The organism is Arthrobacter sp. SE2 (assembly GCF_058244265.1).
On record NZ_JBZAYA010000004.1, the window covers coordinates 52,994 to 77,014 of the forward strand.

26 protein-coding genes, 3 tRNA genes and 1 pseudogene are annotated in these 24,021 nt (G+C 64.0%); 19 read left to right on the plus strand and 11 right to left on the minus strand.

The genetic code is table 11. The annotated features are described in order from the left end of the window. Positions 1-17: 17 nt before the first annotated feature. Positions 18-377 carry a metallopeptidase family protein gene (locus AC4CS3_RS06965; RefSeq protein WP_490783044.1) on the minus strand — a complete coding sequence of 120 codons (360 nt, stop codon included), beginning with the start codon at positions 375-377 and terminating at the stop codon, positions 18-20. A 328-nt stretch (positions 378-705) separates the two neighbouring features. On the opposite strand from AC4CS3_RS06965, the gene AC4CS3_RS06970 reads away from it, so the two are divergent. Both AC4CS3_RS06970 and AC4CS3_RS06975 read left to right on the plus strand, forming a co-directional pair. Then, positions 706-1,758 (plus strand): LacI family DNA-binding transcriptional regulator, encoded by a 1,053-nt coding sequence (locus AC4CS3_RS06970; RefSeq protein WP_490782797.1) that lies wholly within the window; start codon positions 706-708, stop codon positions 1,756-1,758. 27 nt (positions 1,759-1,785) lie between these two features. Then, complete coding sequence (locus AC4CS3_RS06975) at positions 1,786-2,706, plus strand: carbohydrate kinase family protein (protein WP_490782798.1); 921 nt, start codon at positions 1,786-1,788, stop codon at positions 2,704-2,706. Between the two features lie 46 nt (positions 2,707-2,752). Here the strand turns inward: AC4CS3_RS06975 and AC4CS3_RS06980 are convergent, their stop codons facing one another. Next, positions 2,753-3,661 carry a DMT family transporter gene (locus AC4CS3_RS06980; RefSeq protein WP_490782799.1) on the minus strand — a complete coding sequence of 303 codons (909 nt, stop codon included), beginning with the start codon at positions 3,659-3,661 and terminating at the stop codon, positions 2,753-2,755. Positions 3,662-3,961: 300 nt separating this feature from the next. On the opposite strand from AC4CS3_RS06980, the gene AC4CS3_RS06985 reads away from it, so the two are divergent. The 9 genes from AC4CS3_RS06985 (at position 3,962) to AC4CS3_RS07025 (ending at position 7,471) form a co-directional block, all read left to right on the plus strand. After that, positions 3,962-4,034, plus strand: a tRNA-Glu gene (locus tag AC4CS3_RS06985). A gap of 103 nt (positions 4,035-4,137) precedes the next feature. Continuing rightward, a tRNA-Asp gene (locus AC4CS3_RS06990) sits at positions 4,138-4,211 on the plus strand. 50 nt (positions 4,212-4,261) lie between these two features. Then, a tRNA-Phe gene (locus AC4CS3_RS06995) sits at positions 4,262-4,337 on the plus strand. Between the two features lie 288 nt (positions 4,338-4,625). After that, positions 4,626-5,099 (plus strand): Asp23/Gls24 family envelope stress response protein, encoded by a 474-nt coding sequence (locus tag AC4CS3_RS07000; RefSeq protein WP_441412881.1) that lies wholly within the window; start codon positions 4,626-4,628, stop codon positions 5,097-5,099. Continuing rightward, the gene (locus tag AC4CS3_RS07005; RefSeq protein WP_059388473.1) at positions 5,096-5,287 is read left to right on the plus strand and encodes a DUF2273 domain-containing protein; all 192 of its coding nucleotides are present in this window, start codon (positions 5,096-5,098) and stop codon (positions 5,285-5,287) included. Before AC4CS3_RS07000 ends, AC4CS3_RS07005 begins: the two co-directional genes overlap by 4 nt. Further along, complete coding sequence (locus AC4CS3_RS07010; protein WP_490782800.1) at positions 5,284-5,667, plus strand: hypothetical protein; 384 nt, start codon at positions 5,284-5,286, stop codon at positions 5,665-5,667. Before AC4CS3_RS07005 ends, AC4CS3_RS07010 begins: the two co-directional genes overlap by 4 nt. Further along, a complete protein-coding gene (locus AC4CS3_RS07015) occupies positions 5,664-6,359 on the plus strand; it encodes a hypothetical protein (protein ID WP_490782801.1) in 696 nt (231 codons plus the stop codon). The genes AC4CS3_RS07010 and AC4CS3_RS07015 overlap by 4 nt, the downstream gene beginning before the upstream one ends. Beyond that, positions 6,356-6,967: a hypothetical protein gene (locus tag AC4CS3_RS07020; protein ID WP_490782802.1), complete on the plus strand. Its 612-nt coding sequence runs from the start codon at positions 6,356-6,358 to the stop codon at positions 6,965-6,967. The genes AC4CS3_RS07015 and AC4CS3_RS07020 overlap by 4 nt, the downstream gene beginning before the upstream one ends. 198 nt (positions 6,968-7,165) lie before the next feature. Continuing rightward, positions 7,166-7,471, plus strand: coding sequence for a hypothetical protein (locus AC4CS3_RS07025; RefSeq protein WP_490782803.1), 306 nt, complete (start codon positions 7,166-7,168; stop codon positions 7,469-7,471). A gap of 28 nt (positions 7,472-7,499) precedes the next feature. Here AC4CS3_RS07025 and AC4CS3_RS07030 read toward each other — a convergent pair whose 3' ends face one another. Then, positions 7,500-9,353 (minus strand): glycoside hydrolase family 13 protein, encoded by a 1,854-nt coding sequence (locus tag AC4CS3_RS07030; protein WP_490782804.1) that lies wholly within the window; start codon positions 9,351-9,353, stop codon positions 7,500-7,502. Between the two features lie 128 nt (positions 9,354-9,481). Between AC4CS3_RS07030 and AC4CS3_RS07035 the strand changes: the two genes are divergently transcribed. The 5 genes from AC4CS3_RS07035 to AC4CS3_RS07055 all read left to right on the plus strand — a co-directional run bounded on the left by AC4CS3_RS07035 (position 9,482) and on the right by AC4CS3_RS07055 (position 14,188). Beyond that, positions 9,482-10,762 (plus strand): ABC transporter substrate-binding protein, encoded by a 1,281-nt coding sequence (locus AC4CS3_RS07035; protein ID WP_490782805.1) that lies wholly within the window; start codon positions 9,482-9,484, stop codon positions 10,760-10,762. Positions 10,763-10,849: 87 nt separating this feature from the next. Then, positions 10,850-11,869, plus strand: coding sequence for a carbohydrate ABC transporter permease (locus tag AC4CS3_RS07040; RefSeq protein WP_345449584.1), 1,020 nt, complete (start codon positions 10,850-10,852; stop codon positions 11,867-11,869). Further along, on the plus strand, positions 11,866-12,741 hold the full coding sequence (locus tag AC4CS3_RS07045; RefSeq protein WP_490782806.1) for a carbohydrate ABC transporter permease: 876 nt from the start codon (positions 11,866-11,868) through the stop codon (positions 12,739-12,741). Before AC4CS3_RS07040 ends, AC4CS3_RS07045 begins: the two co-directional genes overlap by 4 nt. Further along, the gene (locus AC4CS3_RS07050; RefSeq protein WP_490782807.1) at positions 12,738-13,010 is read left to right on the plus strand and encodes a hypothetical protein; all 273 of its coding nucleotides are present in this window, start codon (positions 12,738-12,740) and stop codon (positions 13,008-13,010) included. Before AC4CS3_RS07045 ends, AC4CS3_RS07050 begins: the two co-directional genes overlap by 4 nt. Positions 13,011-13,129: 119 nt before the next feature. Then, complete coding sequence (locus tag AC4CS3_RS07055) at positions 13,130-14,188, plus strand: LacI family DNA-binding transcriptional regulator (protein WP_441412873.1); 1,059 nt, start codon at positions 13,130-13,132, stop codon at positions 14,186-14,188. 13 nt (positions 14,189-14,201) lie between these two features. On the opposite strand, the gene AC4CS3_RS07060 is transcribed toward AC4CS3_RS07055, so the two are convergent. The 8 genes and pseudogenes from AC4CS3_RS07060 to AC4CS3_RS07095 form a co-directional block, all read right to left on the minus strand. After that, positions 14,202-15,071, minus strand: a complete 870-nt coding sequence (locus tag AC4CS3_RS07060) for a DUF8083 family protein (protein WP_490782808.1) — start codon at positions 15,069-15,071, stop codon at positions 14,202-14,204. A gap of 33 nt (positions 15,072-15,104) precedes the next feature. Beyond that, on the minus strand, positions 15,105-15,911 hold the full coding sequence (locus AC4CS3_RS07065; RefSeq protein ID WP_490782809.1) for an exodeoxyribonuclease III: 807 nt from the start codon (positions 15,909-15,911) through the stop codon (positions 15,105-15,107). Between the two features lie 63 nt (positions 15,912-15,974). After that, a complete protein-coding gene (locus AC4CS3_RS07070) occupies positions 15,975-16,541 on the minus strand; it encodes an HdeD family acid-resistance protein (RefSeq protein ID WP_490782810.1) in 567 nt (188 codons plus the stop codon). Between the two features lie 181 nt (positions 16,542-16,722). Next, positions 16,723-17,307, minus strand: coding sequence for a dihydrofolate reductase family protein (locus AC4CS3_RS07075; RefSeq protein ID WP_490782811.1), 585 nt, complete (start codon positions 17,305-17,307; stop codon positions 16,723-16,725). A gap of 206 nt (positions 17,308-17,513) precedes the next feature. Further along, a pseudogene (locus AC4CS3_RS07080) lies at positions 17,514-17,926 on the minus strand (response regulator); the annotation flags it as partial. 80 nt (positions 17,927-18,006) lie between these two features. Then, on the minus strand, positions 18,007-19,224 hold the full coding sequence (locus AC4CS3_RS07085; RefSeq protein WP_490782812.1) for an acetyl-CoA acetyltransferase: 1,218 nt from the start codon (positions 19,222-19,224) through the stop codon (positions 18,007-18,009). Beyond that, a complete protein-coding gene (locus tag AC4CS3_RS07090; protein ID WP_490782813.1) occupies positions 19,221-19,907 on the minus strand; it encodes a CoA transferase subunit B in 687 nt (228 codons plus the stop codon). The genes AC4CS3_RS07085 and AC4CS3_RS07090 overlap by 4 nt, the downstream gene beginning before the upstream one ends. 26 nt (positions 19,908-19,933) lie before the next feature. Further along, positions 19,934-20,650, minus strand: a complete 717-nt coding sequence (locus AC4CS3_RS07095) for a CoA transferase subunit A (RefSeq protein ID WP_490783045.1) — start codon at positions 20,648-20,650, stop codon at positions 19,934-19,936. 208 nt (positions 20,651-20,858) lie between these two features. Here AC4CS3_RS07095 and AC4CS3_RS07100 point away from each other — a divergent pair, with 208 nt between their 5' ends. The 3 genes from AC4CS3_RS07100 to AC4CS3_RS07110 all read left to right on the plus strand — a co-directional run bounded on the left by AC4CS3_RS07100 (position 20,859) and on the right by AC4CS3_RS07110 (position 24,006). Then, complete coding sequence (locus AC4CS3_RS07100) at positions 20,859-21,650, plus strand: IclR family transcriptional regulator (protein WP_490782814.1); 792 nt, start codon at positions 20,859-20,861, stop codon at positions 21,648-21,650. A 215-nt stretch (positions 21,651-21,865) separates the two neighbouring features. Then, positions 21,866-22,537 carry a fasciclin domain-containing protein gene (locus tag AC4CS3_RS07105; protein ID WP_490782815.1) on the plus strand — a complete coding sequence of 224 codons (672 nt, stop codon included), beginning with the start codon at positions 21,866-21,868 and terminating at the stop codon, positions 22,535-22,537. Between the two features lie 74 nt (positions 22,538-22,611). Then, entirely contained in the window at positions 22,612-24,006 is a 1,395-nt protein-coding gene (locus AC4CS3_RS07110) for a cryptochrome/photolyase family protein (protein ID WP_490782816.1), read from the plus strand. Positions 24,007-24,021 lie beyond the last annotated feature (15 nt).

The window sequence follows — 24,021 nt, forward strand, 5'->3', positions numbered from 1 at the left end:
ACCCAAGATCCCGGCGCCTATCCCCAGCCGAGCTCGTGCAAGCGGTCGTCGCCGATGCCGAAATGGTGGGCGATTTCATGGATCACGGTGATGGCCACCTCGTCGATTACTTCCTGGCGGGATCCGCAGATATCCAGGATCGGCTGCCGGAAAATGGTGATCCGGTCAGGGAGGGAACCGGCATCCCACCAAGAGTCCCGTTCCGTCAACGGCACACCCTCGTACAGGCCCAGAAGTACGGTGTCCGGATCCTCTCCAGGCTGCGGGGTGTAGTCGTCTTCGATGAAGATGACCACGTTGTCCATGGCCCGGGCCGCTTTGTCGGGGATCAGGAGCAAGGCATCGCTGACGGCCGCCTCGAAGTCTTCCGGCGACATCGCGAACGGAACGGTATTGAACTGCGCAGCCCCAGCGCTAGCGCCAGTGCCAACCCCCTCGCCAGCACCAGGGAGCCGGGAGGAAATGAGCTGGCCGCCAGGGGTATCGCCTTCGGGAACAATCGGCAGGCCGGGAGGTAGATTCGCGGGCATGATCTGACTCTAGTCCGTGGCCCGGTCGTTGACGCCGGATGTCGTGGCAGCTAGAGTTTTCCGCGGTGGTAATTCGTATAACTCGGCTCCAGGTTAAGCCCGGCCAGCCGTGCGGATCAGGTGCAAGCACCCCCAGCGCATTCAACAGAAACGCATTCAAGAGACAGGCCGGCCCATGACCCGCCCCGGAAGCCGCTCCGGCACGACGATGAACGACGTCGCTGCCGCTGCCGGTGTTTCCCAGGCCACGGTCTCCCTGGTGCTCAACGACGCCGCGGGAACCAGGTTCTCGGAGGAAACCCGGCGCAGGGTCCATGCCGCCGCCCACGAACTCGGATACCGGACCAATGCACACGCCAAAGTGCTCCGCGACGGAGTGGCGGGCATGATCGGCTTCGTGGGCGACTTCGTGGCCACTGCGCCATTCGCGGGCAAGATCATCGAAGGCGCCCAAGCAAGGGCTTGGGAGGCCGGGCTGCTCCTCCTGACCGTCAACACCGGCGGTGACAAGGACCTCGAGGCCGCTTCATTGGAGGCCATGCTGTCCTACAAGGTGGCCGGGGTGGTCTACGCCGCCATGTACCACCGGGTCCTTGACGTGCCGGACGTCCTGGCCGAGGTGCCCTCCGTCGTGCTCAATTCGCGCGACCGTTCCGGGCGCTTTCCGAGCATCGTCCCCCGAGAGGAGCTGGGTGGGTACACCGCTACCAAACACCTGCTCGACGCCGGTCACCGCCGCATCGCGATGATCAACATCGGCGCAGTGGACGGTGAGCTTCCCGCCGCCGTCGGACGCCATGCGGGCTATCTCCGCGCACTCAAGGAAGCCGGCCTCAATCCGGACTCCGGGCTCCACAGGATCGGTGACGGTCATGAATCCGGCGGTTTCGATAATGCCCTAGCACTCATGACGGGTCCGCAGCCACCCACCGCCATCTTCTGCGCGAACGACCGCACAGGCTGGGGTACCTACCAAGCGCTGGCCCAGCTCGGGCTGTCGATCCCGCACGACGTGTCGCTGGTGGGTTTCGACAACCAGGAAACGCTCGCCCCGCACTTGCGGCCAGGGCTGACCACGCTGGAACTGCCCTTCGTTGAGATGGGCAGGCGCGCCATCGAACTGCTGCTGGCCGGCGCGGAACGTGACGGCAGTACCGAATACTTTGAATGTCCCCTCATCGAACGCCATTCCGTGGCGGCGCCCCTGAAAACCACAAGTAGCCACTGAAACTCCCCAACCAAGGAACAGGAACCTATGAACCACTCGCCCCTTGCGTCCGAGCCGCTCGACGTCGTCGTGGTCGGCGAAGCCCTCATTGATATCGTCAACTCGCCCGCAGGCCAGACCGAATACCCCGGCGGCTCGCCTGCGAACGTCGCCTACGGCCTCGGGCGGCTCGACGTGAAGGCCGGGCTACTGACCGCCGTCGGGCGTGATTCCCGCGGCGAGTCCATCGCCGCGCACTTGGCAAGCGCCGGTGTAGTTGTCCTGCCGGGTTCGCAATCACTCGCGAAGACCGCGACGGCGACGGCGGAGATCGCCGCGGACGGTTCGGCCGAGTACACCTTCGACATCGAGTGGAAGCTGGGTCCCGCCGCGCTCCCTTACGCCCCGAAGGTGCTCCACACGGGCTCGATCGCGACGTTCCTTGAGCCCGGTGCCGGCGTCGTCAGGACCCTTCTGGAGCAGGCCCAAGGCGGGTGCATCGTCACGTACGACCCCAATATCCGCACCGACCTCCTGGGCAGCCACGGCGAGGCGCTCCGCATTTTCGAGGAACTCGTGCCGCTGACCAGCGTGGTGAAGCTCAGCGACGACGACGCCTTCTGGCTCTACCCCGGCAAGTCCCTGGAAGAGACTGCCAATCACATCCTGGGCCTCGGTGCGGGCCTGGCCGTCGTCACGCGCGGCGCCCAGGGTTCCCTCATGGCGACGCCGCACACCCAACTGACGGTTCCCGCGGTGACCTCGGTGGTGGCGGACACCATCGGCGCCGGCGATTCCTACATGTCGGCACTGATCCTCGGGCTGCTGCTGCGCGGCAGCCAAGGGCTTGCGCCCACGGTTCTCGAACGCATCGGGCAGACGGCTTCCATGGCCGCTTCGATTACCGTGGGACGCCCGGGAGCCAACCCGCCCACGCACCGCGAGCTTCTCGCCGGGATGGCGAGGTAATTGCGGCGGGGGTTCGACGGCGTCGGTTCGACGGCGGGACGTGATCCTAGCGGGACCGGCGCCGCGTCAACCCGACGCCCACGAGGCAGATGACGCCGCCCACGAGGCCCCAGATGGTGGGGATCTCCTTGAGCACTGCCCAGGAAATCAGAATCGTGGCGCCCGGGACCAGGTACGTCGTGGCGGCAAGTTTCCCGGCCTCAATGAGGGACAGCGCATAGGCCCACGTGGTGAAAGCGATGGCTGTCGGAAAGATCCCCAGATACACCAAGCCGAGAGTGGCCGGAAGGGGTGCGGCCTGCACTTGGGCCACCAGTTGTCCGGCCCACGGCAGGCAGCACACGGCGCCCACCATGATGCCAAACCAGGTGGCCTGTGCCGCCGAGAACTTGCGCAGCACGGGTTTCTGGACAATCACGCTCACCGCGGCGAGCACAGCGGCAAGGAGGCACAACAGCACTCCGGCGACATCCGCCGTCGAGCGCTGTCCCGAACCGAGCGCGATGAGCGCAACGCCGCCGAACGCCACGAGGCTGCCGATGATCAGCCACCGCGGAAAGCCTTCTTTCAGAATGACGCCGGCGAGGACGGCGATCAGGATCGGCGAGACGTTGATGAGCATGGCGCTGGTTCCGGCATCGAGCATGTGCTCGGCGGCGTTCAGGGCGAGGTTGTAACCTGCGAACCACATGACACCGTAGGCCACGATAGGCAGCCATTCGCGGCCTTTGGGCCAGCGCTTGAGCCTGGGCAGGGCGACAATGCCGAGCGCGACGGCGGCAACCACCAGCCGTCCGAGCGTCAGGGAACCGGGGGAGAAGCTGGGTCCCACGGCCCGGATGCCCACGAAGGCGGATGCCCAGAGGACAACGGTGACGATGACGGCGGCGATGCCGAGCTTACTGATGGTCCGGGAGGGGGTGGTCGCCGGAGAGATAGGGGTGCTTGTGGCCATGATGCCAATCTAGCCCGGGATGGGCTCGACGGACTGGCGGAATTCGGACGTCTTTCAACAAGAAACCGCCAACTCTGACGCAGTGGATTTGTACGGCGGTTTGAGGCCTGGTCTGCGTCCTGGTTTGCGTCCTGGTTTGCGTCCTGGTTTGCGTCCTGGTTTGCGTCCTGGTTTGCGTTCCGCAGGGTGCGATTTGGGAATATCCCCGACTATGCTCTAAAGTTTTAGAGTCCAGTTCGGACGAGCGAGAAGCGGTAAACGCAAAGCGTTGTTGACCGTCGCGAATTCGGATTGTTCCAGGCCCCCATCGTCTAGCGGCCTAGGACACCGCCCTTTCACGGCGGCGGCACGGGTTCGAATCCCGTTGGGGGTACGCAAGGAACTGGTCAGGCCGGACTGGAAAGTCTGGTAAGCTGGGATCCTTGAAAAAATCGCGGTAGAGATGCTGCGAGCGTAGTAGAGATACTACACTGCAAGGCCCTGTAGCGCAGTTGGTTAGCGCGCCGCCCTGTCACGGCGGAGGTCGCGGGTTCAAGTCCCGTCAGGGTCGCTCTGATTGCCGGAAGAAATTCCGGCAATCATGGTGACATTGTCACCTAAGGCTCTGTAGCTCAGTTGGTAGAGCGTTCGACTGAAAATCGAAAGGTCACCGGATCGACGCCGGTCGGAGCCACCACTGGGAAGCGTCAGTTCTTCGGAACTGGCGCTTTTCTTCTTTTAACCTGCACGGGAAAAGCCCGGGATATTCGGGTTGTGCCCAAAAGTCGAACATTTCCGTGCACGCGCCCCATTTTCGCGCTCAAGCGACGGATTCTGCTCAATCATTCGAATGGACAAATCTTGGACCTTTGGGATCACGCGGCCGGCAAGCTACGCGACTGGGAATGATCCAGCAGAATCGGTCGACGTCTCCGCCTTGTCTTGGCCAAGCGCTAGGGTGGTACTCAAGAGAAGGGGAGGGCTAATGGACCAGCAGGAAAGCTACACCGCGCCTGAACCGGAAGCCGTTGGGGCTCCGGTATCCGAGGACCGGCAAACGGTGGCAGGAAGTGGCCGTACAGTGATCTCGGATTCCGCTGTCGCCAAGGTTGCCGGCATTGCCGCCAGGGCTGTTCCGGGCGTCTATTCCCTCGGCTCGGCTCCGTCGCGCGCCCTCGGAGCCATTCGCGATGCCGTCGGCAGCCAGGACCATGCTGCGGGTGTACGCGCCGAGGTCGGAGAAACCCAAGTGGCCGTGGACCTCAATCTGGTGGCCGTCTACGGATACCCTTTGCATGATGTCGCCAACCAGGTCCGCGCGGCCGTCTATCGCGCCGTCGAATCGTTGGTGGGCCTTGAAGTCATTGAGGTCAACGTTGAGATCAACGACGTGTACGTTGCTCCTCCAGCCAAAGCCGGAACAAGAGGCGCATTATCGGAAAGGGAGCCACTCCAGTGAACTTGACCGTTGTCGGAATCGGGATCGGCGCCTTCGTGGCGTTCATGGCCTTCCAATTCGGATTGTGGGGTTTCATCATCGCCCTTCTCTTCATGGGCATCGGTGCACTTCTGGGCCGCGCCGCGGACGGAAAGCTTGACCTGCGCAGCGTGCTGGATGCCCTCACCGGCCGCCGCTCGTCGTCATGAGTTCCACGGCTGAGGCTGTGCAGCCCGCCGTCTTCCTGGCTGGCCACAACCGAATCAGCACCCAGGCCCTCACCACTTTGGCCCAGGCGGCCGCCGCGGAAGCGCTCGGTGTCTCGGCGCAGGATGTTCGCGCCGAATGGTCGGACGACGACGGCCTCCTGGCACTCTCGATTGCCGCCCCGATCCGGGTGCCCTCGCTAACGGAAGTCCTCAGGGATCCTTCGCGGGTGGAAGGGTACGGCGGAACGGTTTGGGAGCGGGCGGTCGCTGCCAAGACCGCCATCCTTGAGCGTGTCACCCAGCTCAGTGGTTCCACCCTGAGCCGCGTGGACATCCGGATCAGCGGCGCACGCATCAGCGAAGGAGCCCGCGTCCAATGAGCCACGCCCAGACCCCGCACGCCCGGCGCAGCCACCCGGACACTGCCCCCGAGCAGTCGATCGACGGCGACACCCCGGGCGTCCAGACGCCAGGCGCCCAAAACGTCGGCGACCGGATCGACGTCGGGCTCCAGCGCATCCTCAAGCGCGAGACCCGTTCTTCGCGTGCGGGAATGGCCGGGCTGGCCGCGGCCCTTGTGATCGCGGCGTGTGTCTACGCTCTCCTCGAATCCGCCTTGCGCGCCATTGGCCAACCACCGTGGCTCATCGATCCGCAAACGGCTGCCGAACGGCTCACGGCGCTGCCCGCAGGTATTTCGCCCTTGCTGCTCGGTTCCCTCGGCGGTGTCGTGGCCATGGTGGGCCTGATTTTCTTCTTGAACGCGGTCCTGCCCGGCCGAAAGTCCCGCCACTTGCTTGAGGATCCCCGGGCCGGAGTAGTGGTGGACGACGAGGTCATCGCTTCGGCACTGGCCAGGGTAGCCCGGACCGCAGCGAACGTCACCCAGGAGCAAGTCATGGTGGTGGTTTCGCAGCGTCTGGTTGTGGTCAACGTCCGGCCCACCTCGGGCGTGCCCCTGCACCAGGAACGGGTCCTTGCCGCGGTCGAGGATGAACTTCGAAAAATGGCCCCTTCGCCCATGCCTTCTGTCCGTGTTAATGTCGCCACGTCCGGGGTGATCGGGGCATGAACGGCACTCCGCACGTCCTCAACCGCATCCTGATCGGCATCCTTGGCCTGAAGCTGCTGGCCATCGGCATTCTCCTGATGCTGCTCGCCACTGTTCCCGCCGTGGGAAGTTGGTGGCAAGGCTGGTCCACCGGGCTCTGGGAACACGCCAAGTACCTCTCAGAGCAGACCCGCATTCCAGGTCGGGAAGAAAGCTGGCTCTGGGTTGCCGCAGCGGCGGTGCTTGTGGTGCTGATCGTGCTCATGGTGGCCTGGGTGTCGCAGCAGGGCAAAGGCCGCGCCAACCCTATCGTATCGGAGTACGACGACGCCCGGACGCCTGGCGACGTCAACATCGGCGGGAACCTTGCCGAGCAGGCGCTCAAGGCGGCCCTCGCAGAACGTACGGATCTCGCGGGCGTGACGGTGGCAACCTACGAGGTCAACGGTCGTCCCGGGCTCCGGGTCAGGGTCCAGCCTCGTCAGGGCGTTTCCCCGCACCTGCTGGCCGCGGACCTCTCCCGGCTGGTGGAGGCGCTGGACGTGGTGGTGGGACGCAGGACTCCCGTTTTGATTCATATCGGGGCAGGCGCGCGGACCCGGTTCAGCAAGGCCGAGCGCGTTCGTTGAACTGATAGCAACCCGTGTTAATCCGATAGCTACGTTACCTCCCAGGCATTTTGCGTTGCAGAGGTGTCCGTGTGGGCCATAGTTTGAAGGGTAGGGGGAACTCTTCCCTTTGGTTGGGCTTGCCCGGCCGGCACCGGACGTAGGGTCCGAGTCAAGCCGATGGACCAAAAAACTTGGGCCAGGAACAAGGAGAAAACCATGAGCGAAGAAGTCAACAACATCAAGCAAACCGCCGAAGCCGCGGCTGAACAGGCCAAGAACGTCGCAGGCGATGCCGCGGAACACGTCAAGGAATTCGCCGGCGAAGCGGTCGGGAACGCGAAGGAATTGGCAGGCGATGCCGCTGAGCACGTCAAGGAGTTCCTCTCGGGTGACGTGGCTGAGAAAGCCAAGGACCTCTCGGGTGACGTGGCTGAGAAAGCCAAGGACCTCGCGGGCGATGTGGCCGAGAACGCCAAGGGCCTCGGCTCCAAGATCGCCGGTTTCTTCAAGGGCGGCAAGTAGGCTCCTCGCCATTACGGCGGGGAAGGCCCTACTCCGCCACGAGGTACGCCCCGCTGTTCGGGACAATCGAAACCCCGCCCGAGCCGCCGTCGCTGGAGAGTTCCACCCGGAACCCGGCCGGCACGGGGAGGTCAGTAGTACCCATGTTGACCACTACCAAAACGTCCCGGTTGTGGAAGGCCAGGATGCCGTTAGCGGGATCGTGCTCTTCAGCCCACTGGAACGTGCCTGAGCCGAGGCGGTGCGAGCGGCGGAATGCCAAGACGGAACGGTACAGCTCCAGGGTGGAGCCCCCGACGCCGGCCTGGACGTCCGCCGCCAGCTCGCCGAACGCTTCGGGCTGGGGCAGCCAGGGCGCTGCGGGTGCTATGCGAGCAGCACCGGCGCCGCCCGGACCAGCCGATGGGTCCGAGAATCCGAAGCCGGGCTCGGCGGATTTCCAGGGCAGCGGCACGCGGCACCCGTCGCGGCCGCGCTCCACGCCCTTGGTACGGAAGAATGATGGGTCTTGACGCGCTTCGGCCGGCAGGGAGGTGTGCTCCGGCAGGCCGAGTTCCTCACCCTGGTAAAGATAGGCCGAGCCGGGCAGGGCGAAGGACACCATGGAGGCGGCCCTTGCCCGCGCCAGTCCTAGAACGGCGTCGGGCTGTTCGTCTTCCGCTGCGATTCCCTTGGGGAAAGTGGTGGGATCTGCCAGCCCGAAGCGGCTGGGGTGCCGGACAGTGTCGTGGTTGCTCAGGACCCAGGTGGAGGGCGCCTCGACGGATCCCGCCGCGTCCAGCGAAGATTCGATTGCCTCCGCCATGCGCTCCGCGTCCCAGCCTGCCAAGAGGAAATCAAAGTTGAAGGCCTGTTGCATTTCATCCTTGCGGACGTACCGGGCCAGCCGCTCCGCAGGCTCCACCCACGCCTCGGCAACCAGCATGCGGTCGCCGTCGTATTCGGCGAGGACTCTGTTCCATTCGCGATAGATCTCGTGGACGCCGTCCTGGTCGAAGAAAGGCGACGGCGGGTCCAGGGGCGGCTTGACCTTGTGCTCGACGGCGGTCGCGACGGCTGCCGAGCTTCCGGCCGGAGGGACAACGTGAAGCCTGGCGGTGTGCGGTTCGACGGCTTCGCTGTGGGCGCCTGGCGCGGACAGACCACCTTCGACCATGGCGGCAGAGCCTTCCCAGTCCGGCAAGCCGGCTTCTTTGACCAGGCCGTGGGCAACATCCACCCGGAAGCCGTCAACGCCGCGGTCAAGCCAGAAGCGCAGCACCGAACGCATCTCTGCGTGGACTTCCGGGTTCTCCCAGTTGAGATCGGGCTGTTTCGTATCGAAAAGGTGCAGGTACCACTCTCCGGGAGTGCCGTCGTCGTTCATTAGCCGCGTCCACGCAGGGCCGCCGAAGATGGATTTCCAATTGTTCGGGGCCAAAGCCCCGTCCCCGGAGTCCGGTTTGGAGTCTTTGCCCGGGTGGAACATGTAGCGCTCTCGTTCGGGGGAGCCGGGGGCGGCTGCGAGGGCTTCGCGGAACCAGGCGTGCTCGTCCGAGGTGTGATTGGGCACGAGGTCGACGATCACCTTGATGCCCAGGCTGTGTGCCTTATCCAACATGGCGTCGAAGTCATCCAAGGTGCCGAAGAGGGTGTCCACGGCACGATAGTCCGCCACGTCGTATCCGGCATCAGCCTGGGGCGACTTGTAGAACGGAGAAAGCCACACGGCATCCACTCCCAACGCTTGCAGATAGGGCAGTTTCGCGGTGACCCCGGCAAGGTCGCCCATCCCGTCGCCGTTGGCATCGGCGAACGAGCGGGGATAGATCTGGTAGACGACGGCGCTTGCCCACCACGCGGAATTGCTGGAACCGGGGGTTGGGATCGGGGAGTGCGGCACTGGATTCCTCTCGATGACATATTTTTGTGTAAACGCTTGCATTACTACCCGGAAGCTTACTAATGTGAGGCTCACCACATCAACCGCACAGCGGAAATACCTGGTCCACTCACTGAGGAGTTCCCAGCATGAACACACGCAAGTACCTTTTGCCGGCCGCTATTGCCGGCGTGCTAGCCATGTCCCTGTCCGCCTGTGGTGGCGGCGGTGGCGGCAGCACAGCCTCAAGCGGCGGAGATGCCGCAGCGAACATCGACGGACGCGGTCCAATCACCTACGTCCAGGGCAAGGACAACAGCAACGTTGTCCGCCCGCTCGTCGATAAGTGGAATGCGGCGCACCCGGACCAGAAGGTCACTTTCAAGGAGCAATCCGACCAGGCGGACCAGCAGCACGATGACCTCGTGCAGCACTTCCAGTCAAAAGATGCCAACTACGACGTGGTTGACGTGGACGTCGTCTGGACAGCGGAGTTTGCCGCGAAGGGTTGGCTGCAACCGCTCTCGGACAAGATGAGCATCGATACCTCCAAGATGCTTCCGGCCACAGTCAAGACGGCAACGTACAACAACACCCTTTTCGCCGCACCGCAGACCTCGGACGGCGGCATTCTTTTCTACCGTAAGGACTTGGTGCCCACCCCGCCCAAGACCTGGGACGAGATGATGAGCATGTGCTCCATCGCGAAACAGAACGGCATCGACTGCTACGCGGGACAGTTCGCCAAGTACGAAGGCCTCACGGTGAACGCGGCTGAAGCCATCAACACGGCAGGCGGCACGATCGTTGGAGACGACGGCAAATCGAGTGTAAACTCCACGGCGGCCAAGACCGGCCTTAACAACCTGGTCACCGCCTACAAGAACGGAAACATCCCCACGCAGGGCGTCACGTACCAGGAAGAACAGGGCAGGCAGTCCTTCGAAGACGGCAAACTCCTCTTCCTGCGCAACTGGCCTTACGTCTACAACCTCGCGAAGACGGACGGCTCATCCAAGGTGAAGGACACCTTCGGCATGGCCCCGCTCCCGGGTAAGAGCGGCCCTGGCGCTTCATCCCTCGGCGGACACAACCTTGCCGTCAGCGTCTACTCGCAGCACAAGGCCACGGCCAAGGACTTCCTGACCTTCATGACCAGCGAAGAAACCGAGAAGTTCTACGCAACGCAGGGATCGCTGGCCCCGGTGCTGAGTTCCTTGTACGACGATCCGACGCTGGTCACGCAGCTGCCGTACCTTCCGGTGCTGAAGACCTCGATTTCGAATGCCGTGCCGCGCCCGGTCACACCGTTCTACCCGGCCGTCACCAAGGCCATCCAGGACAACGCCTACGCTGCCATCAAGGGCGACAAGTCCGTCGATCAGGCATTGAAGGATATGGACACGGCCATCAACTCGGCCAGCCAATAGCGACACCTCCAGTGAACCTCGGGCGGCCGGCGCATAAGGCGGACGGCCGCCCGGGGGGCACACTATCAATTTCCGGAAGGAGGGGAAATGTCCACCCTTGCGCAGCCTAAGCGGGCGCCAGAGACACCAAGCCCCAAAACCAAAAAAGTTCAAAAAGAAGTAGGACAGGACCGGGCAGCCACGTCCCAAGGCCGGTGGGCGTTCTGGTTGATTTCCCCCGCCTTGGTGCTGCTCGCCGTCGTGATCGTATACCCGGTGGTCAACGCCATTATCATGGCGTTCCAGAAGGACCAGGGCCTTGACCCGGCGACCAAGCTATTCGTTCAGGGTGGACCCGCGGGCTTCGATAACTTTGTCCACTGGTTGGCCCAGCAATGTGGCCCCGCTGCCTGTGCTCCCGGCACTCTCGGTTCCCAATTCTGGAGCGCCGTTGGGACGACGTTCTTCTTCACTGTGGTCACGGTAGTCTTGGAGACTGTCCTCGGGTTCTGGATGGCCATCATCATGGCGAGGACGTTCCGCGGCCGCAGCGCCCTTCGCGCTGCTGTCCTGGTTCCGTGGGCCATTCCAACGGCCGTTACCGCGAAGCTGTGGTTCTTCATCTTCGCCTTCGACGGCATCGCCAACAAGCTCTTTGGCACGGCGATCCTGTGGACCGGAAGCGAATGGCCGGCACGCTGGGCGATCATAATTTCCGACGTCTGGAAGACGACGCCGTTCATGGCCCTGCTGATTTTGGCTGGACTCCAGATCATCCCGGCGGAAGTGTACGAAGCCGCGAAGGTCGACGGCGCCTCGGCCTGGCAGCGTTTCACCCAGATCACTTTGCCGTTGGTGAAGCCTGCGCTCATGGTGGCTGTCCTGTTCCGTGTCCTTGACGCATTGCGCATGTATGACCTCCCGGCCATCATGACCCAGGGCTCGAACAACACCACAACGTTGTCCATCCTGGTGGTTGAACAGATCCGTCAGGGATTCAACTCAGCAGCGGCCCTGTCCACCATCACGTTCCTCATCATCTTCCTGGTCGCGTTCATCTTCGTTCGCTTCCTGGGAGCCAACGCGGTCGCCTCAGCCACACCCAAGACCAAGGGGCAGGAAAAATGACAGCCGTGAGCATTGACGCCGCGCCCAAGACAGCCGCCCGACGGCGGGAACGCTTGGCGAGCAGTCGCACGTACATCAGCGCAGCGCTCATCTTCATCTGGTGCCTGATTCCCTTCTACTGGATGATCGTGACCGCGTTCCGCGACGTTGGATATACCTTCGACTCGACTCCGTTCTTCACCCACGTCACCTGGGACAACTTCACGACGGTGTTCTCGGAGAACCTGGGCAACCACTTCGGCCGGAACCTCCTGAACTCGCTGTTGGTAGCAGGGGTAACCACTGTGGTCGCACTGCTTTTCGGGGTATTCGCGGCGTACGCCTTGTCCAGGCTTGAATTCCGCTTCAAGTTCCTGGTCCTCGGCTTTGTTCTCGGAGCATCGATGTTCCCGGGCGTGGCCTTGGTGACGCCGCTGTTCCAGCTGTTCACGAACATCGGCTGGTACGGCACATATCAGGCGCTGATCATTCCGAACATCTCGTTTGTGCTCCCTCTGACGGTTTACACCTTGACCTCCTTCTTCCGGGAAATGCCTTGGGAGCTGGAGGAATCGGCTCGAATTGATGGCTGCACGCAGGGCCAGGCATTCCGCAAGGTGATCATGCCGCTTGCTGCGCCGGCTGTTTTTACCACCGCAATCCTGGCGTTCATCGCTTCGTGGAACGAGTTCCTCATCGCGAGCCAGCTGTCCAATGAGCAAACCAAGACCGTTACGGTGGCCATAGCCTACTTTGCCGGTGCCCAGGCCCACCAGGAGCCGTACACCGCCGTCATGGCGGCCGGAACGGTTGTGACGATTCCGCTGGTGATCCTTGTTCTGATCTTCCAGCGCAAGATCGTTGCGGGCCTGACAGCCGGCGCTGTCAAATGACGCAAACTCCGGATTCGGCCGGGCCGTCCCTCGGCGGCCCGGCCAAGGAGCAGCACACGAGAGTGAAATCGGCGGAAGATTTCGACCTCGTGATTGGTTTCCTGGGCTTTTGGGCCTTGGTCCTGCTGGTCATCACCGTGGCCGCCGAGCTCACGGCCCAGCCCGCACTGGGCTGGGCTTTGGGCCTGCTGGCAGTGCTGCTGGCCCTGTGGGGGATGCTTCGGCTTCGCCGGCGGCTCCCCGCGCGGACATCCAGGCGCATCAGGTGAGCAGCGAGCCGAAATAAGTAGCGCGGAATCGGCGGAGGGCAACCAGGCGGAATACGCTGGTTATCTGCCGTCTGGGAAGGAACCCCCGGCTTCCGCACGGATTCTTTGAGGGGGCTTGAGTGGCAAAAACGAGTGAACGGTCCCAGCGTGGCGGCCACGCAGGCGCCAGCATTGAGGACGTCGCACAGGCCGCGGGCGTTTCCACCGCAACTGTTTCCCGCGCGGTGCGCGGCCTTCCCAGGGTGTCTCCGGCGACCCGGGAAAAGATCCTCCGGGTTGCCGGAGAACTTGGGTATGTGGCGTCGTCGTCCGCTTCGGGACTGGCCACGGGCCGCACCAGGACGATCGGTGTCCTGGCCCCCTACGTGGACCGGTGGTTCTTCTTCAAGGCGATAGAGGGCGTAGACCGCGAGCTCCACGCCCGCGGCTACAACCTGTCCCTGTTCAACCTGGGCGGGCAGCGCGGAGCGCGGGAACGGCTCTTCAGCAAGACGATGGTCTACAAGCAGATCGATGCGCTCCTGGTCCTTTGCATGTCCCTGACGCCCGAGGAAATCGCTGATCTCCAAAGGATCGAAATACCCTTGGTCATTGTCGGCGGTCCGGTGGAGGATTGCCCCAGCATCGGCATCGACGATTACGCCGCCTCGGTGGAAGCCACCATGCATCTGTTGAACCTCGGTCACCGGGAGATAGCCCTGCTGCATGGCCAGGACGATTCGGACCTGAACTTCACCGTCCCGCGATTGCGCGTTGATGGCTTCACGGATGCCATGACAAGCGCGGGCTTCTCCATGCCGCCGGAATGGGACATTTTCGGCAATTTCACGGTGGGCAGCGGCCAGGAAGCCTTCGACGAGCTCTGGAGCAAGCCGGGGCCTAAACCGACGGCGATCTTCTGCGCTTCAGATGAAATGGCTATGGGAGCCATGCTGCAGGCGCGGCGCCGTGGCGTCCGTGTACCAGAGGACTTGTCCATCATCGGCATTGACAACCATGAGTTCGCCGAGGCCATGGGCCTGACAACCGTGGCCCAAGACCCCGTTGAACAAGGCCAACTGGGCACGCGGATGCTGTTGGACGAATTGGCCGGGGCTACAGGTTCCGTGCGGTCCATGAAAGCACCCCACCGGCTGATCGTTCGCGAAACCACCGGTCCGCCTCGCCCCAGGGGCTAACTCGCCCCAGGAGCTAGGAAGCCCGGGCCAGCTGCCTGATGGGGATCCAGCGGGAAGCCAGCCTGCGATAAGCCGCGGCCGCTCCTGTCATGTCCCCCTCGGCCAGGCATTCGATGCCGAGCCTGACATCCATGGGCGACTCGTCCGGGTACACCTTGTCCGCCACGGCGCCATAGTCCAGCTCGACCATTGACTGCACATGGAACAATTCGAGCCACTCGGTGAGCTGGGTGAGGTCGTCCAACATGTCCAGGTCCGGGGCGGCGAGGGCAAGGTTGGCTACGGCGAACCGGGCCCGGTCCAAGGCGTCCGTCAGCGAGGCCCAGACCCTGACCGTCAGGATGCGTCCGCCGGATTCCACGACATCCTTACGGTCCGACTCCTGGAACAGCGAGAACCAGCTGAAGGGGATGCCCCAAGTCGAGGCCCGCGTGTGCACGCGTTTCGCGTCGTGGCTGGCGTTGATGCGGTCGATGCGTGCTTGGTGCCGGTCGCGCTGGTCCACGGGGATGAGCAGGTCCGCGAGGGGTCCGTGGATACCTTCCATGAGGGCATTGGCCGCCAATCCTGCCCGGATGACCAGTTGGCTGGGGCAGTAAAGCAGGCGGCCGGCGTCGGGGTCGTTCGGATCTCCGGAAGGAACCCGCGTAATGCGGACCAAATCGGTGCTGCCGGTGGGGAACGGGTCCCCGCCTTTACGGGTGACCCGTCCGAGGGAAGCGAGCAGCTCGGCAGTTTCGACGGCGGCCCGCGAACCGCTGCGGGTGCCGCTCGCCACGAGCTGCTGCCGCTGGTTCTCGGGGAATGCCTCGAGTGGTTCGTAGACGCGCAACGCTGAAGAGAAGGGCAGCCCTGCCTGGCTCCCGTATAGCTTTCCGCTCATCGCGGGCCCGCCTCCTCCGTCAATTGTTGCTGCTCAGTCCGTGAGCTCCACGATCACGGGAGCGTGGTCCGAGGCGCCCTTGCCCTTGCGTTCCTCGCGGTCGATCGAGGCCCCGGTGACACGGGCGGCCAGCGCGGGGGAGGCCATGACGAAGTCGATGCGCATGCCTTCCTTCTTGGGGAACCGCAGCTGCGTGTAGTCCCAGTAGGTGTAGACGCCGGGGCCCGGGGTGTAAGCTCGCGCGACGTCGGTGAAACCGGCCGCTTCGAACGCCCGGAAGGCCTCGCGCTCAGGTTCGCTGACGTGGGTGAGCGCGTTCGCCCGGAAGTAATCGATGTCCCAGACATCCTCGTCCAGCGGCGCGATGTTCCAGTCGCCCATGAGCGCCACCTGGGTCTCGGGGTTCTCCGTGATCCAGCCTGCGGCGTGGTCCTTCAGGGTGTCCAGCCACTTGAGCTTGTACGGCATGTGTTCGTCGTCCAGGGAACGGCCGTTGGGAACGTACAGGCTCCACACCCGGACCCCGCCACACGTTGCGGCAATCGCACGGGCTTCCTGGACAGGATCCTTGCCGGCTTTTCCGAAGGCGGGCTGGTCAACAAAGGTGCGCTCAACGTCGTCGAGCCCTACACGCGAGGCGATCGCCACGCCGTTCCATTGGCTCAGGCCGAAGTGGGCAACCTCGTAGCCCATGCGTTCGAAGAGCTCCCATGGGAAGTTGTCGTCCTTGCACTTGGTTTCCTGCATGGCGAGGACGTCGCAGTCACTGCGCTGCAGCCAGGCCTCGACGCGGTCAGCACGTGCGCGGAGCGAATTCACATTCCAGGTAGCTATCTTCACAGCCACTAACTTACCGAACTTGGGACCTGGCGCATCCCCTCGCAGCAGATTGCTGCCACAAGGCTAGTGGGCGAGCATCACCGAAGAAGAGGCACGCCTGCGTAGTTTGATGCCGGAGGCGATCAACAAAACGCCACTGACCGCGGCATATGTCGCGAGGAGAGCCACCACGCTCAGGAATCCCGCGCCCGGATTGACCAGCACAAAGAGCCCAAACAAAGTGGTGACCAACGCTGTCAACATCCAGATCCACCAAGCCCTGACCGTCGTCCTGGTGTCCATGGCAAGGATGATCTGCGAAATGCCGAGGACCAGGGCCCATGCTCCTATGATGACGCCCAGTGCCGCGGCGGTGATGCCTGGCCACGAAACGGCCACGATGCCGGTCGCGACGGAGATGAAGCCGCCGATCAGGCTCCAGCGGGAGTGGCGCGCCGGGTCGTAGAAGTAGTGGGCCATATTGGTGAGCCCGTCCGTCATGGCGAAGACGCCGAAGACGTAGACGAGCGCAAACACCGTGGCGACTGGCAGGGAAGCGACAAGGAAGGCCAACAGAAGGGCCAAGGCTCCCCGGAAGATGAGTGCCGTTCCTGAATGCTGGAACAACTTGCGTCCTGCGGTGTCGGACATAGAGTCAGTGTAGACCCGGCGCGGTAGCTGGTGAAGGGGCCGCTGGAACTCCCCACCTTTGGACTTGAAGCCCGTCGGCGGCCCGCGTCACTATGCGGGCCGCCGTCGACGTCGGGCGTTAAAAGCGGGGAGTTTCAGCGAGCTTCCCGCTCCACCGGGCACGCGTGAGGCCACCACTCCATTATCGGCGGGTGTAGTGGGCGATGATCACGCCTTTGGTGGTGGTGACGCAGTCGGTGAGCTCGAACTCGGTCAGCGGGGCTGGGCCTTCGAACAGCCGCGTCCCGGTACCCAGAGTGAGCGGATGGATCAGCAGTGTGAAGTTGTCGATGAGGCCGGCGGCGTGCAGGGAGCGGACCAGCGACGCACTGCCGATGATCGTCAGATCGTTGCCCGGCTCGGCTTTGAGCTTGGCCACCGTCTCGGCGGCCTCGCCCGACAGCAGGATGGAGTTCTGCCAGGCGTCGGCGTTCTCCAGCGTCCTTGACACAACGTACTTCGTCGCTGCGTTCATGTACACGGTGAAAGGGTTGTCGTCGGCGCGGGTGCCCCAGGCGGTGATGAAGTCGGTCCAGGTCCGGTGTCCGAACAGCATGTCCGTGCGTTTCGCCATGCCCTTGCCCATCTCACGACCCATGACCTCGTCGTTGTACCTGCCTCCCCACCCACCGTAGGTGAAGCCACCACGGGTGTCCTCGTCCGGACGGCCCAGGCCCTGGATGACTCCGTCGAGGGTAATGGACAACGTGGCATTGATTTGGCGCATGACATGCTCCCTTGCTTCTGCGGACCGCTCTCTGCGGCCCGGTCACCCCCTATACGAATGGCGACCGGCCAAATCGACACCTGCACCCGAATTTTTTCTTCGCCCGTCATCACGTGGCCGGGCGCCGGATGGAAACGAACCCCACCACGGCGGCCGACCTGTGCCGCTAGCGCATCCCCTCGCGGCGGATGGCCACGGCAATCGCCGAGGAGTTCGGCTTCCCGCGGGGTGAGGACCTCGTCCGGGTTGCGCAATTGCTGGAACAACTTGCTGGCCACGGGGGCGCTCATGACGCTCTTGCCCTGTACCGCGCCCCGGACCGCGGCGAAGATCTCCTCCGGCGCGGCGTCCTTGAGCACGTAACCCATGGCACCTGCGTCCACGGCCCTCACGATGTCGGCATCGGAATCATACGTGGTGAACACCAGTACCGCTGGCTGCTCGCTCACTTGGCGAAGGCGCTTGATCGCCTCGATTCCGTCCATGCCCTGGCCATCGCGAGGTCCATCATGACGACGTCGGCCGGGTGCTGTTGCGCTGCCGAGAGGGCTTCCTCGCCGGATGCCGCCTCGGCGACGACGGTGGTTCGAGGGAGCGCTGAAACTCCCCATCTTTGGACTTAGTGCACGACGGCGGTCCGCGCCACTAAGCGGCGCGGGGCCCGGCGTCGAGTGCCAAAAGCGGGGAGTTTCAGCGGGGCTAGATCGACTCCAAAACTGAGACGTAGTTCGCGATGCCTACGCCGCCCATGTTCTGCACCGCTCCGCGGCGGGCGTTGGGCAGTTGCATGGCTCCCGCGGTGCCCGTGAGCTGCATGGCAGCGATGACGTGCTGCGATACGCCTGTTGCGCCCACGGGGTGGCCCTTGGCCTTGAGGCCGCCGGACACGTTGACGGGCAGCCTGCCGTCCTTGTAGACCCAGCCTTCCTGAACCGCCCGGGAGCCTTCGCCACGCGGCGTCAGGCCCATGGCCTCGTACATGATGAGTTCGGCGATCGTGAAGCAATCGTGAACTTCGGCGAAGTCCAGTCCGTCGATCCCGACGCCGGCCATCCCCAGCGCGCGCTCCCAGGAGACCCGCGTGGCGGCGAACTCGGTGGGGTCGCGGCGCTCCGCCGGGAAGAAGTCGTTCGCGTGCCCGAAGCCCGCCAACCGCACGGGTTCAGTAGCAGCGCCCGACGCCGGGCCGAGGGTAAGCACGACGGCTGCGGCGCCGTCGGACACGGGGGAGCAGTCGGTGCGGCGGAGCGGTTCGGCAACCATGGGATTCTTCTCGGAAACCGTCCGGCAGAACTCTTCGCCGAAGTCCCTATGCATCTGCGCGTAGGGGTTGTCCATGCCGTTGCGGTGGTTCTTGGCGGCGATGGAGCCGAGGATGTCGCCTAGGCCGCCGGCAAATCCACGGCGCTCAAGGCCCGCTCCGTAGCGCTTTTCGTAGTGCTTGGCCACCTCGGCGAACAACCCCGTGAAACCGGTGGTGGAGGCCTTGCCCGCCATTTCGTAGGACGCTCCCAGAAGGGCTGCGCCTACGACGTCGGCTCCGGCGTCGGTCATTTTTTCAGCCCCGATCACCAGGACGTTCCGGGCAGTGCCGGCCAAGACAGACTTCACGCCTTGCTGGAACGCTGCAGAACCGGAAGCGCAGGCGTTCTCCGTCCTCGTAGCCGGCACGTTTGCCAGGTCCTCGGACAGTTGCAGCGCCAGCGAGGACGTGAAGCCAAGGGGCTGCATGCCTGAGTTGAACTGGCCGAGGTAGATTTCGTCGATGTCCCGCGGCTCAAAGCCGGAGTTCCGGATGGCCTCCGCGGACACCTGGACGATCAAGGACTCCAGCGTCTCGTCCGTGAGTTTGCCGAACTTGCTGTGTCCCCATCCGGTGAGGAGGACATCTTTGCCGAACTGCTCTTTCAGGCTCATGCCAGTGTTCCTTCCAATGCAGGAGTGGTTTCCAATGCGACGTCGAACGCTGCCTCGGTCTTTTCACGGAGTTCCTCTACGGTGACCCCTGTGGCGAGGCGGGTCAGCGTGAGCTGCCGCCCGCCGTCGTCGTCGTTCTTGAACAAATCGAACACCGCGAGGTCACTGACAATCCGGTCCACCACCCCCAGTCCGGTCAGCGGCAGGGTGCATTCCCGGACGATCTTGGCGGTCCCGTCCTTGGCATTGTGCTCGGTGAGGACCACGACGCGCGGGGTGCCGGCCACCAGGTCCATGGCGCCGCCCATGCCCTTGACCATCTTTCCGGGAATGGTCCAGTTGGCGAGGTCGCCATTGCCGGAAACCTGCATGGCGCCGAGGATGGCAACCTTGACGTGTCCGCCGCGGATCATCCCGAAAGACGTTGCCGAGTCGAAGATGCTGCCGCCGGGCAGGACCGTGACGGTCTGCTTGCCGGCGTTGATGAGGTCGGCGTCTTCCTCGCCCTCGTAGGGGAAAGGTCCCATGCCGAGGAGGCCATTCTCGCTTTGCAGGACAACCCGCACGCCGTCGGGCAGGTTGTTGGCAACGAGGGTGGGAATGCCGATGCCGAGGTTGACGTAATCGCCGTCGTTGAGCTCCTGGGCCGCAATGGCGGCCATTTCGTCGCGGGTCCATGCCATGGTGGTTCTCCTTGTCGGGTGGGTGCTTAGACGGCCAGGGCTTCAGTGCGGGGCCGGACGGTGCGCTGCTCGATGTCCTTCGTCCGGCCCCTCGCCTGGACCAGCCGCTGGACGTAGACGCCGGGCGTCACGATATGGTTCGGGTCCAATTCGCCGGGCTCCACGATCACTTCGGCCTCCGCGATAGTCACGATTCCCGCCGTCGCCACGACCGGGTTGAAGTTCCGTGCCGTGTAGCGGTAGATCAGGTTGCCGTCCGTGTCCGCGGTGTGCGCGTGGACCAGTGCGACGTCGGCGACGATCCCGCGCTCGCGGACGTAAGTGACGCCGTCGAACTCCCCGAGCGGCTTGCCTTCGGCAACGAGTGTGCCGACGCCGGTCCGCGTGTAGAAGGCGGGGATGCCGGCACCACCGGCGCGGAGCCGCTCGGCCAGGGTGCCCTGGGGAGCGAATTCGACCTCGAGCTGGCCGGAGAGGTACTGCTCGGCGAAGAGCTTGTTCTCGCCCACGTACGAGGCGATGACCTTGCGGACCTGTCCGGCTTCGATGAGGACGCCAAGCCCCTTGCCGTCAATGCCCATGTTATTGGAGACCACGGTCAGGTCCTTGACGCCCGAATCGCGGACGGCGTCGATCAGGTCCGCGGGGATGCCACTGAGCCCGAAACCGCCGACGGCGATCGTCTGGCCGTCGCGCAGGACGTCCCGAAGTGCAACGGCTGGGCTGGGCTGGAGTTTGGCCATGGCTTTGTCCTCGTCTTTGAGTAGGATCACTCAGCGGCTATCCACTTTGTGGACGCCGGGCTGAGTTAGCGGTCTGAGAAGGAGCTTAGGGCGGCTCTGCGCGGAGGGTCAACGGCGTCGCATGGCCAGTAGGGCTGAACTCGCATAGTGTGGACGCTAGTCTTAGAAGTGTCCACATTGTGGAGGAAATCTTTGGAGAGGGGTAGCGTTGCCAACTCAGCAGCCGCAAACCAAGCCGGTCCAGGGCGCCCAGGTCGTGGCTCGGGTCGCCGCGCTCCTCCGGCTCGTGGGGCGCAAGCCGGAGGGCATGTCCATCGCTGGCCTGGTCCGCGAGTCCGGACTAACCCGCCCTACGGTGCACCGCTTGCTCGCGTCCCTCGCCGCCGAAGGCCTGCTGGACCACGACCAGCGGACCGGCAACTGGATCCTGGGACCCGAGATCTTCCTGCTGGGGTCGGTGGCGGCTGCGCGGTTCCCGTTTGAGGACTTGGCCCGGCCCAGTCTGCGCCGCTTGGCCGAAGAGAGCGGGGAAAGCGCCTTCTATTCCATCCGTCGTGGCCACGAAACCGTGTGCGTGCTCCGCGAGGAAGGCAGCTTTCCGGTGCGTTCGTTCGTCTTGCACGAGGGCGTCAGGTTCCCGCTCGGCGTAGCGTCGGCCGGCACGGCAATCATGGCCTTCCTGCCGGACGAAGAACAGGAAATGATGCTGTCCGGCTGGGAACGGCATGCGGGGGACTTCGCCGCTGGCCACACCGAGAGTGTGGTGCGCCGGAACCTTGCGCAGACCCGAATGGCCGGGTACTCGGTGAATCCCGGTTTGGTCCTCGAGGGCAGTTGGGGAATGGCGGCCGCTGTCTTCGACCAGCTGGGCCGGCCAATCGGCGCTTTGTCCCTCACGGGCATTGAGCCACGGTTCCGTCCTGAACGCCAGGAATTCCTCGGCAAGTTGCTCATGGAAGAAGCGCACCGCATGAGCCCCGCAAGAACCGACCACCTTTGAGCCGGAACGTGGGGCACCCACGCCGCGATCCGGCATCGGGGGCTGTCAGAAGTGGTCGGTTCTTGAGGAGTTCCAAATTAAGTTTTGAAGATCTACCCATCCACCCGGCCCGCACCTCCGAATAGCTGGCATAAGGACTTAGCCCGCAAGGGTGAAGTGCTTTCACGCCGGAATCAACCGGCACCGAATGTCAGTCCGTTTGAAGGAGAAATGTCATGCTTGCTACAAAGCGCACGTCTTTTGCGATCGCCGGCCTCGCCGCTTCCGCCCTGCTGGGCCTCACTGCTTGTGGCGGGTCCGCTTCCACGGCCTCACCGTCGTCGGCCGCTCCGAGCTCGTCGTCCACCATGGCGGCGACCCCCTCCGCCTCGGCAAGTGCCGCGATGGACCCGACCAAAGACCTGGTTGGCCCGGGCTGTGCAGGTTACGCCTCCCAGGTTCCCAGTGGTGCAGGTTCGGTTGCCGGAATGGCTCTCGACCCCGTAGCCGTGGCCGCTTCCAACAACCCGTTGCTCAAGACCCTCACGGCCGCGGTGTCCGGCAAGCTGAACCCCAAGGTGAACCTTGTGGACACGCTTAACGGCAGCCAGTTCACCGTCTTCGCTCCTGTGGACAGCGCCTTCGCCAAGATCCCCGCCGCCACCATCGACACCCTCAAGACGGACGATGCTCTCCTAAGCAAGATCCTCACCTACCACGTCATCCCTGGCCAGCTGACCCCGGACCAGATCGTGGGCACCCACAAGACGGTGGAGGGCGACTCGGTGACCGTTACGGGAACCAAGGACGCGCTCAAGGTCGACGGAGGCTCTGCCGTGATCTGCGGTGGCGTCCACACCGCCAACGCCACGGTGTACCTGGTTGACTCCGTCCTGATGCCGAAGTAAATCTCAGTACCGGCCGTGCCCCTTAAGATTCGTCTTAGGGGGCATGACCTTTGCGCGAAATCCTAGGGGGATGAGTGAAGCCGTCGATCGTGTGGTTCCGGGACGACCTGCGGGCCGCGGACAACCCGGCACTGCGGGCGGCGGCCGACGACGGTTCCGCTGTCGCGCTCTACGTCCTCGATGAGGAATCACCTGGTATCAGGCCGCTCGGCGGCGCCTCCCGCTGGTGGCTGCATCATTCCCTGCTTGCCCTTCGCGATGACCTTGCCGCCCTGGGTGTTCCGCTTTTACTGCGCCGCGGACCGGCAACGGAGGTCGTCCGGGAAACCGCGACGGCGGTGGGTTCCCGGTCGCTGTACTGGAACCGCCGCTACGGCGAGCCGGAGCAAATGCTCGACGCCGGCATCAAGACCTGGGCGCGCGAATCCGGGATGCACGCGGAGAGTTTCCAGGCCTCCCTGCTGCACGAGCCGTGGGCCGTGACCACGAAGCAAGGCGGACCCTTCAAGGTCTTCACCCCTTTTTGGCGGACCGTGTCCGGCTTGGATTTCCGTGAACCGCTAGAGGCTCCGGAACCGGGCCGGGGATTCTCCGGCCGGCCCCCTGAGTCCGAGGAATTGGACACGTGGGGATTGCTGCCGCGGAACCCCGACTGGTCGGCCGGATTGTCCGAAAGCTGGCAGCCGGGTTCGGCTCAGGCGCATGAGCTTCTTGATGACTTCGTGGAGCACGGGCTCGCGGACTATTCCGAGAACCGGGACCGTCCTGACCTGCCGGGAAGCAGCCGGTTGTCGCCGTTCTTGCGCTGGGGGCAACTCAGCCCGTTCGAGGTGTGGCATGCCCAGCAGCGCCGGCGCCGGGAACTGGGCGACGGTGCGGCTGTCTTCGCCTCGGAACTCGGTTGGCGCGAATTCTGCTGGCACCAATACTTCCATCACCCGGACTTGGCAACGGCCAATTTGCGGCCCGGCTTCGACCACTATCCGTGGGCTTGTCCGGGTGGTCAGGGTGATGACTCCCATGAACCAGCCGCCCAGGAAGCCGCAAATCTCCTTCGCGCGTGGCAGCAGGGCCGCACCGGGTTCCCCATGGTGGACGCAGGTCAGCGGCAATTGTGGCACACAGGATGGATGCACAACCGGGTCCGCATGGTCTCAGCCAGCCTCTTGGTGAAGAACCTTGGTATCCACTGGCAAGTGGGCGAGCAATGGTTCTGGGACACCTTGGTGGATGCCGATCCTGCGTCCAATCCTGCGAACTGGCAGTGGGTAGCGGGTTCCGGCGCGGACGCCTCGCCCTTCTTCAGGATCTTCAATCCGGAAACCCAGGCCAAGAAATTCGATCCCCACGGCAGCTACGTCGGCCAGTGGATCCCGGAACTGTCCACGGCGGACTATCCGGAGCCGGTGGTGGATCTTAAAGCCTCGCGCCGGGAGGCTCTGGATGGCTACGGCAACCTGCCTCGCTGAGCGGGCTCACCTGAG

What these genes read in the sequence shown, in the direction of transcription:
- AC4CS3_RS06965 (WP_490783044.1), bottom strand. Translation starts at nt 377, where the DNA reads ATGTCGCCGGAAGACTTCGAGGCGGCCGTCAGCGATGCCTTGCTCCTG.
- AC4CS3_RS06970 (WP_490782797.1), top strand. Translation starts at nt 706, where the DNA reads ATGACCCGCCCCGGAAGCCGCTCCGGCACGACGATGAACGACGTCGCT.
- AC4CS3_RS06975 (WP_490782798.1), top strand. Translation starts at nt 1,786, where the DNA reads ATGAACCACTCGCCCCTTGCGTCCGAGCCGCTCGACGTCGTCGTGGTC.
- AC4CS3_RS06980 (WP_490782799.1), bottom strand. Translation starts at nt 3,661, where the DNA reads ATGGCCACAAGCACCCCTATCTCTCCGGCGACCACCCCCTCCCGGACC.
- AC4CS3_RS07000 (WP_441412881.1), top strand. Translation starts at nt 4,626, where the DNA reads ATGGACCAGCAGGAAAGCTACACCGCGCCTGAACCGGAAGCCGTTGGG.
- AC4CS3_RS07010 (WP_490782800.1), top strand. Translation starts at nt 5,284, where the DNA reads ATGAGTTCCACGGCTGAGGCTGTGCAGCCCGCCGTCTTCCTGGCTGGC.
- AC4CS3_RS07015 (WP_490782801.1), top strand. Translation starts at nt 5,664, where the DNA reads ATGAGCCACGCCCAGACCCCGCACGCCCGGCGCAGCCACCCGGACACT.
- AC4CS3_RS07020 (WP_490782802.1), top strand. Translation starts at nt 6,356, where the DNA reads ATGAACGGCACTCCGCACGTCCTCAACCGCATCCTGATCGGCATCCTT.
- AC4CS3_RS07025 (WP_490782803.1), top strand. Translation starts at nt 7,166, where the DNA reads ATGAGCGAAGAAGTCAACAACATCAAGCAAACCGCCGAAGCCGCGGCT.
- AC4CS3_RS07035 (WP_490782805.1), top strand. Translation starts at nt 9,482, where the DNA reads ATGAACACACGCAAGTACCTTTTGCCGGCCGCTATTGCCGGCGTGCTA.
- AC4CS3_RS07040 (WP_345449584.1), top strand. Translation starts at nt 10,850, where the DNA reads ATGTCCACCCTTGCGCAGCCTAAGCGGGCGCCAGAGACACCAAGCCCC.
- AC4CS3_RS07045 (WP_490782806.1), top strand. Translation starts at nt 11,866, where the DNA reads ATGACAGCCGTGAGCATTGACGCCGCGCCCAAGACAGCCGCCCGACGG.
- AC4CS3_RS07050 (WP_490782807.1), top strand. Translation starts at nt 12,738, where the DNA reads ATGACGCAAACTCCGGATTCGGCCGGGCCGTCCCTCGGCGGCCCGGCC.
- AC4CS3_RS07060 (WP_490782808.1), bottom strand. Translation starts at nt 15,071, where the DNA reads ATGAGCGGAAAGCTATACGGGAGCCAGGCAGGGCTGCCCTTCTCTTCA.
- AC4CS3_RS07070 (WP_490782810.1), bottom strand. Translation starts at nt 16,541, where the DNA reads ATGTCCGACACCGCAGGACGCAAGTTGTTCCAGCATTCAGGAACGGCA.
- AC4CS3_RS07075 (WP_490782811.1), bottom strand. Translation starts at nt 17,307, where the DNA reads ATGCGCCAAATCAATGCCACGTTGTCCATTACCCTCGACGGAGTCATC.
- AC4CS3_RS07085 (WP_490782812.1), bottom strand. Translation starts at nt 19,224, where the DNA reads ATGAGCCTGAAAGAGCAGTTCGGCAAAGATGTCCTCCTCACCGGATGG.
- AC4CS3_RS07090 (WP_490782813.1), bottom strand. Translation starts at nt 19,907, where the DNA reads ATGGCATGGACCCGCGACGAAATGGCCGCCATTGCGGCCCAGGAGCTC.
- AC4CS3_RS07095 (WP_490783045.1), bottom strand. Translation starts at nt 20,650, where the DNA reads ATGGCCAAACTCCAGCCCAGCCCAGCCGTTGCACTTCGGGACGTCCTG.
- AC4CS3_RS07105 (WP_490782815.1), top strand. Translation starts at nt 21,866, where the DNA reads ATGCTTGCTACAAAGCGCACGTCTTTTGCGATCGCCGGCCTCGCCGCT.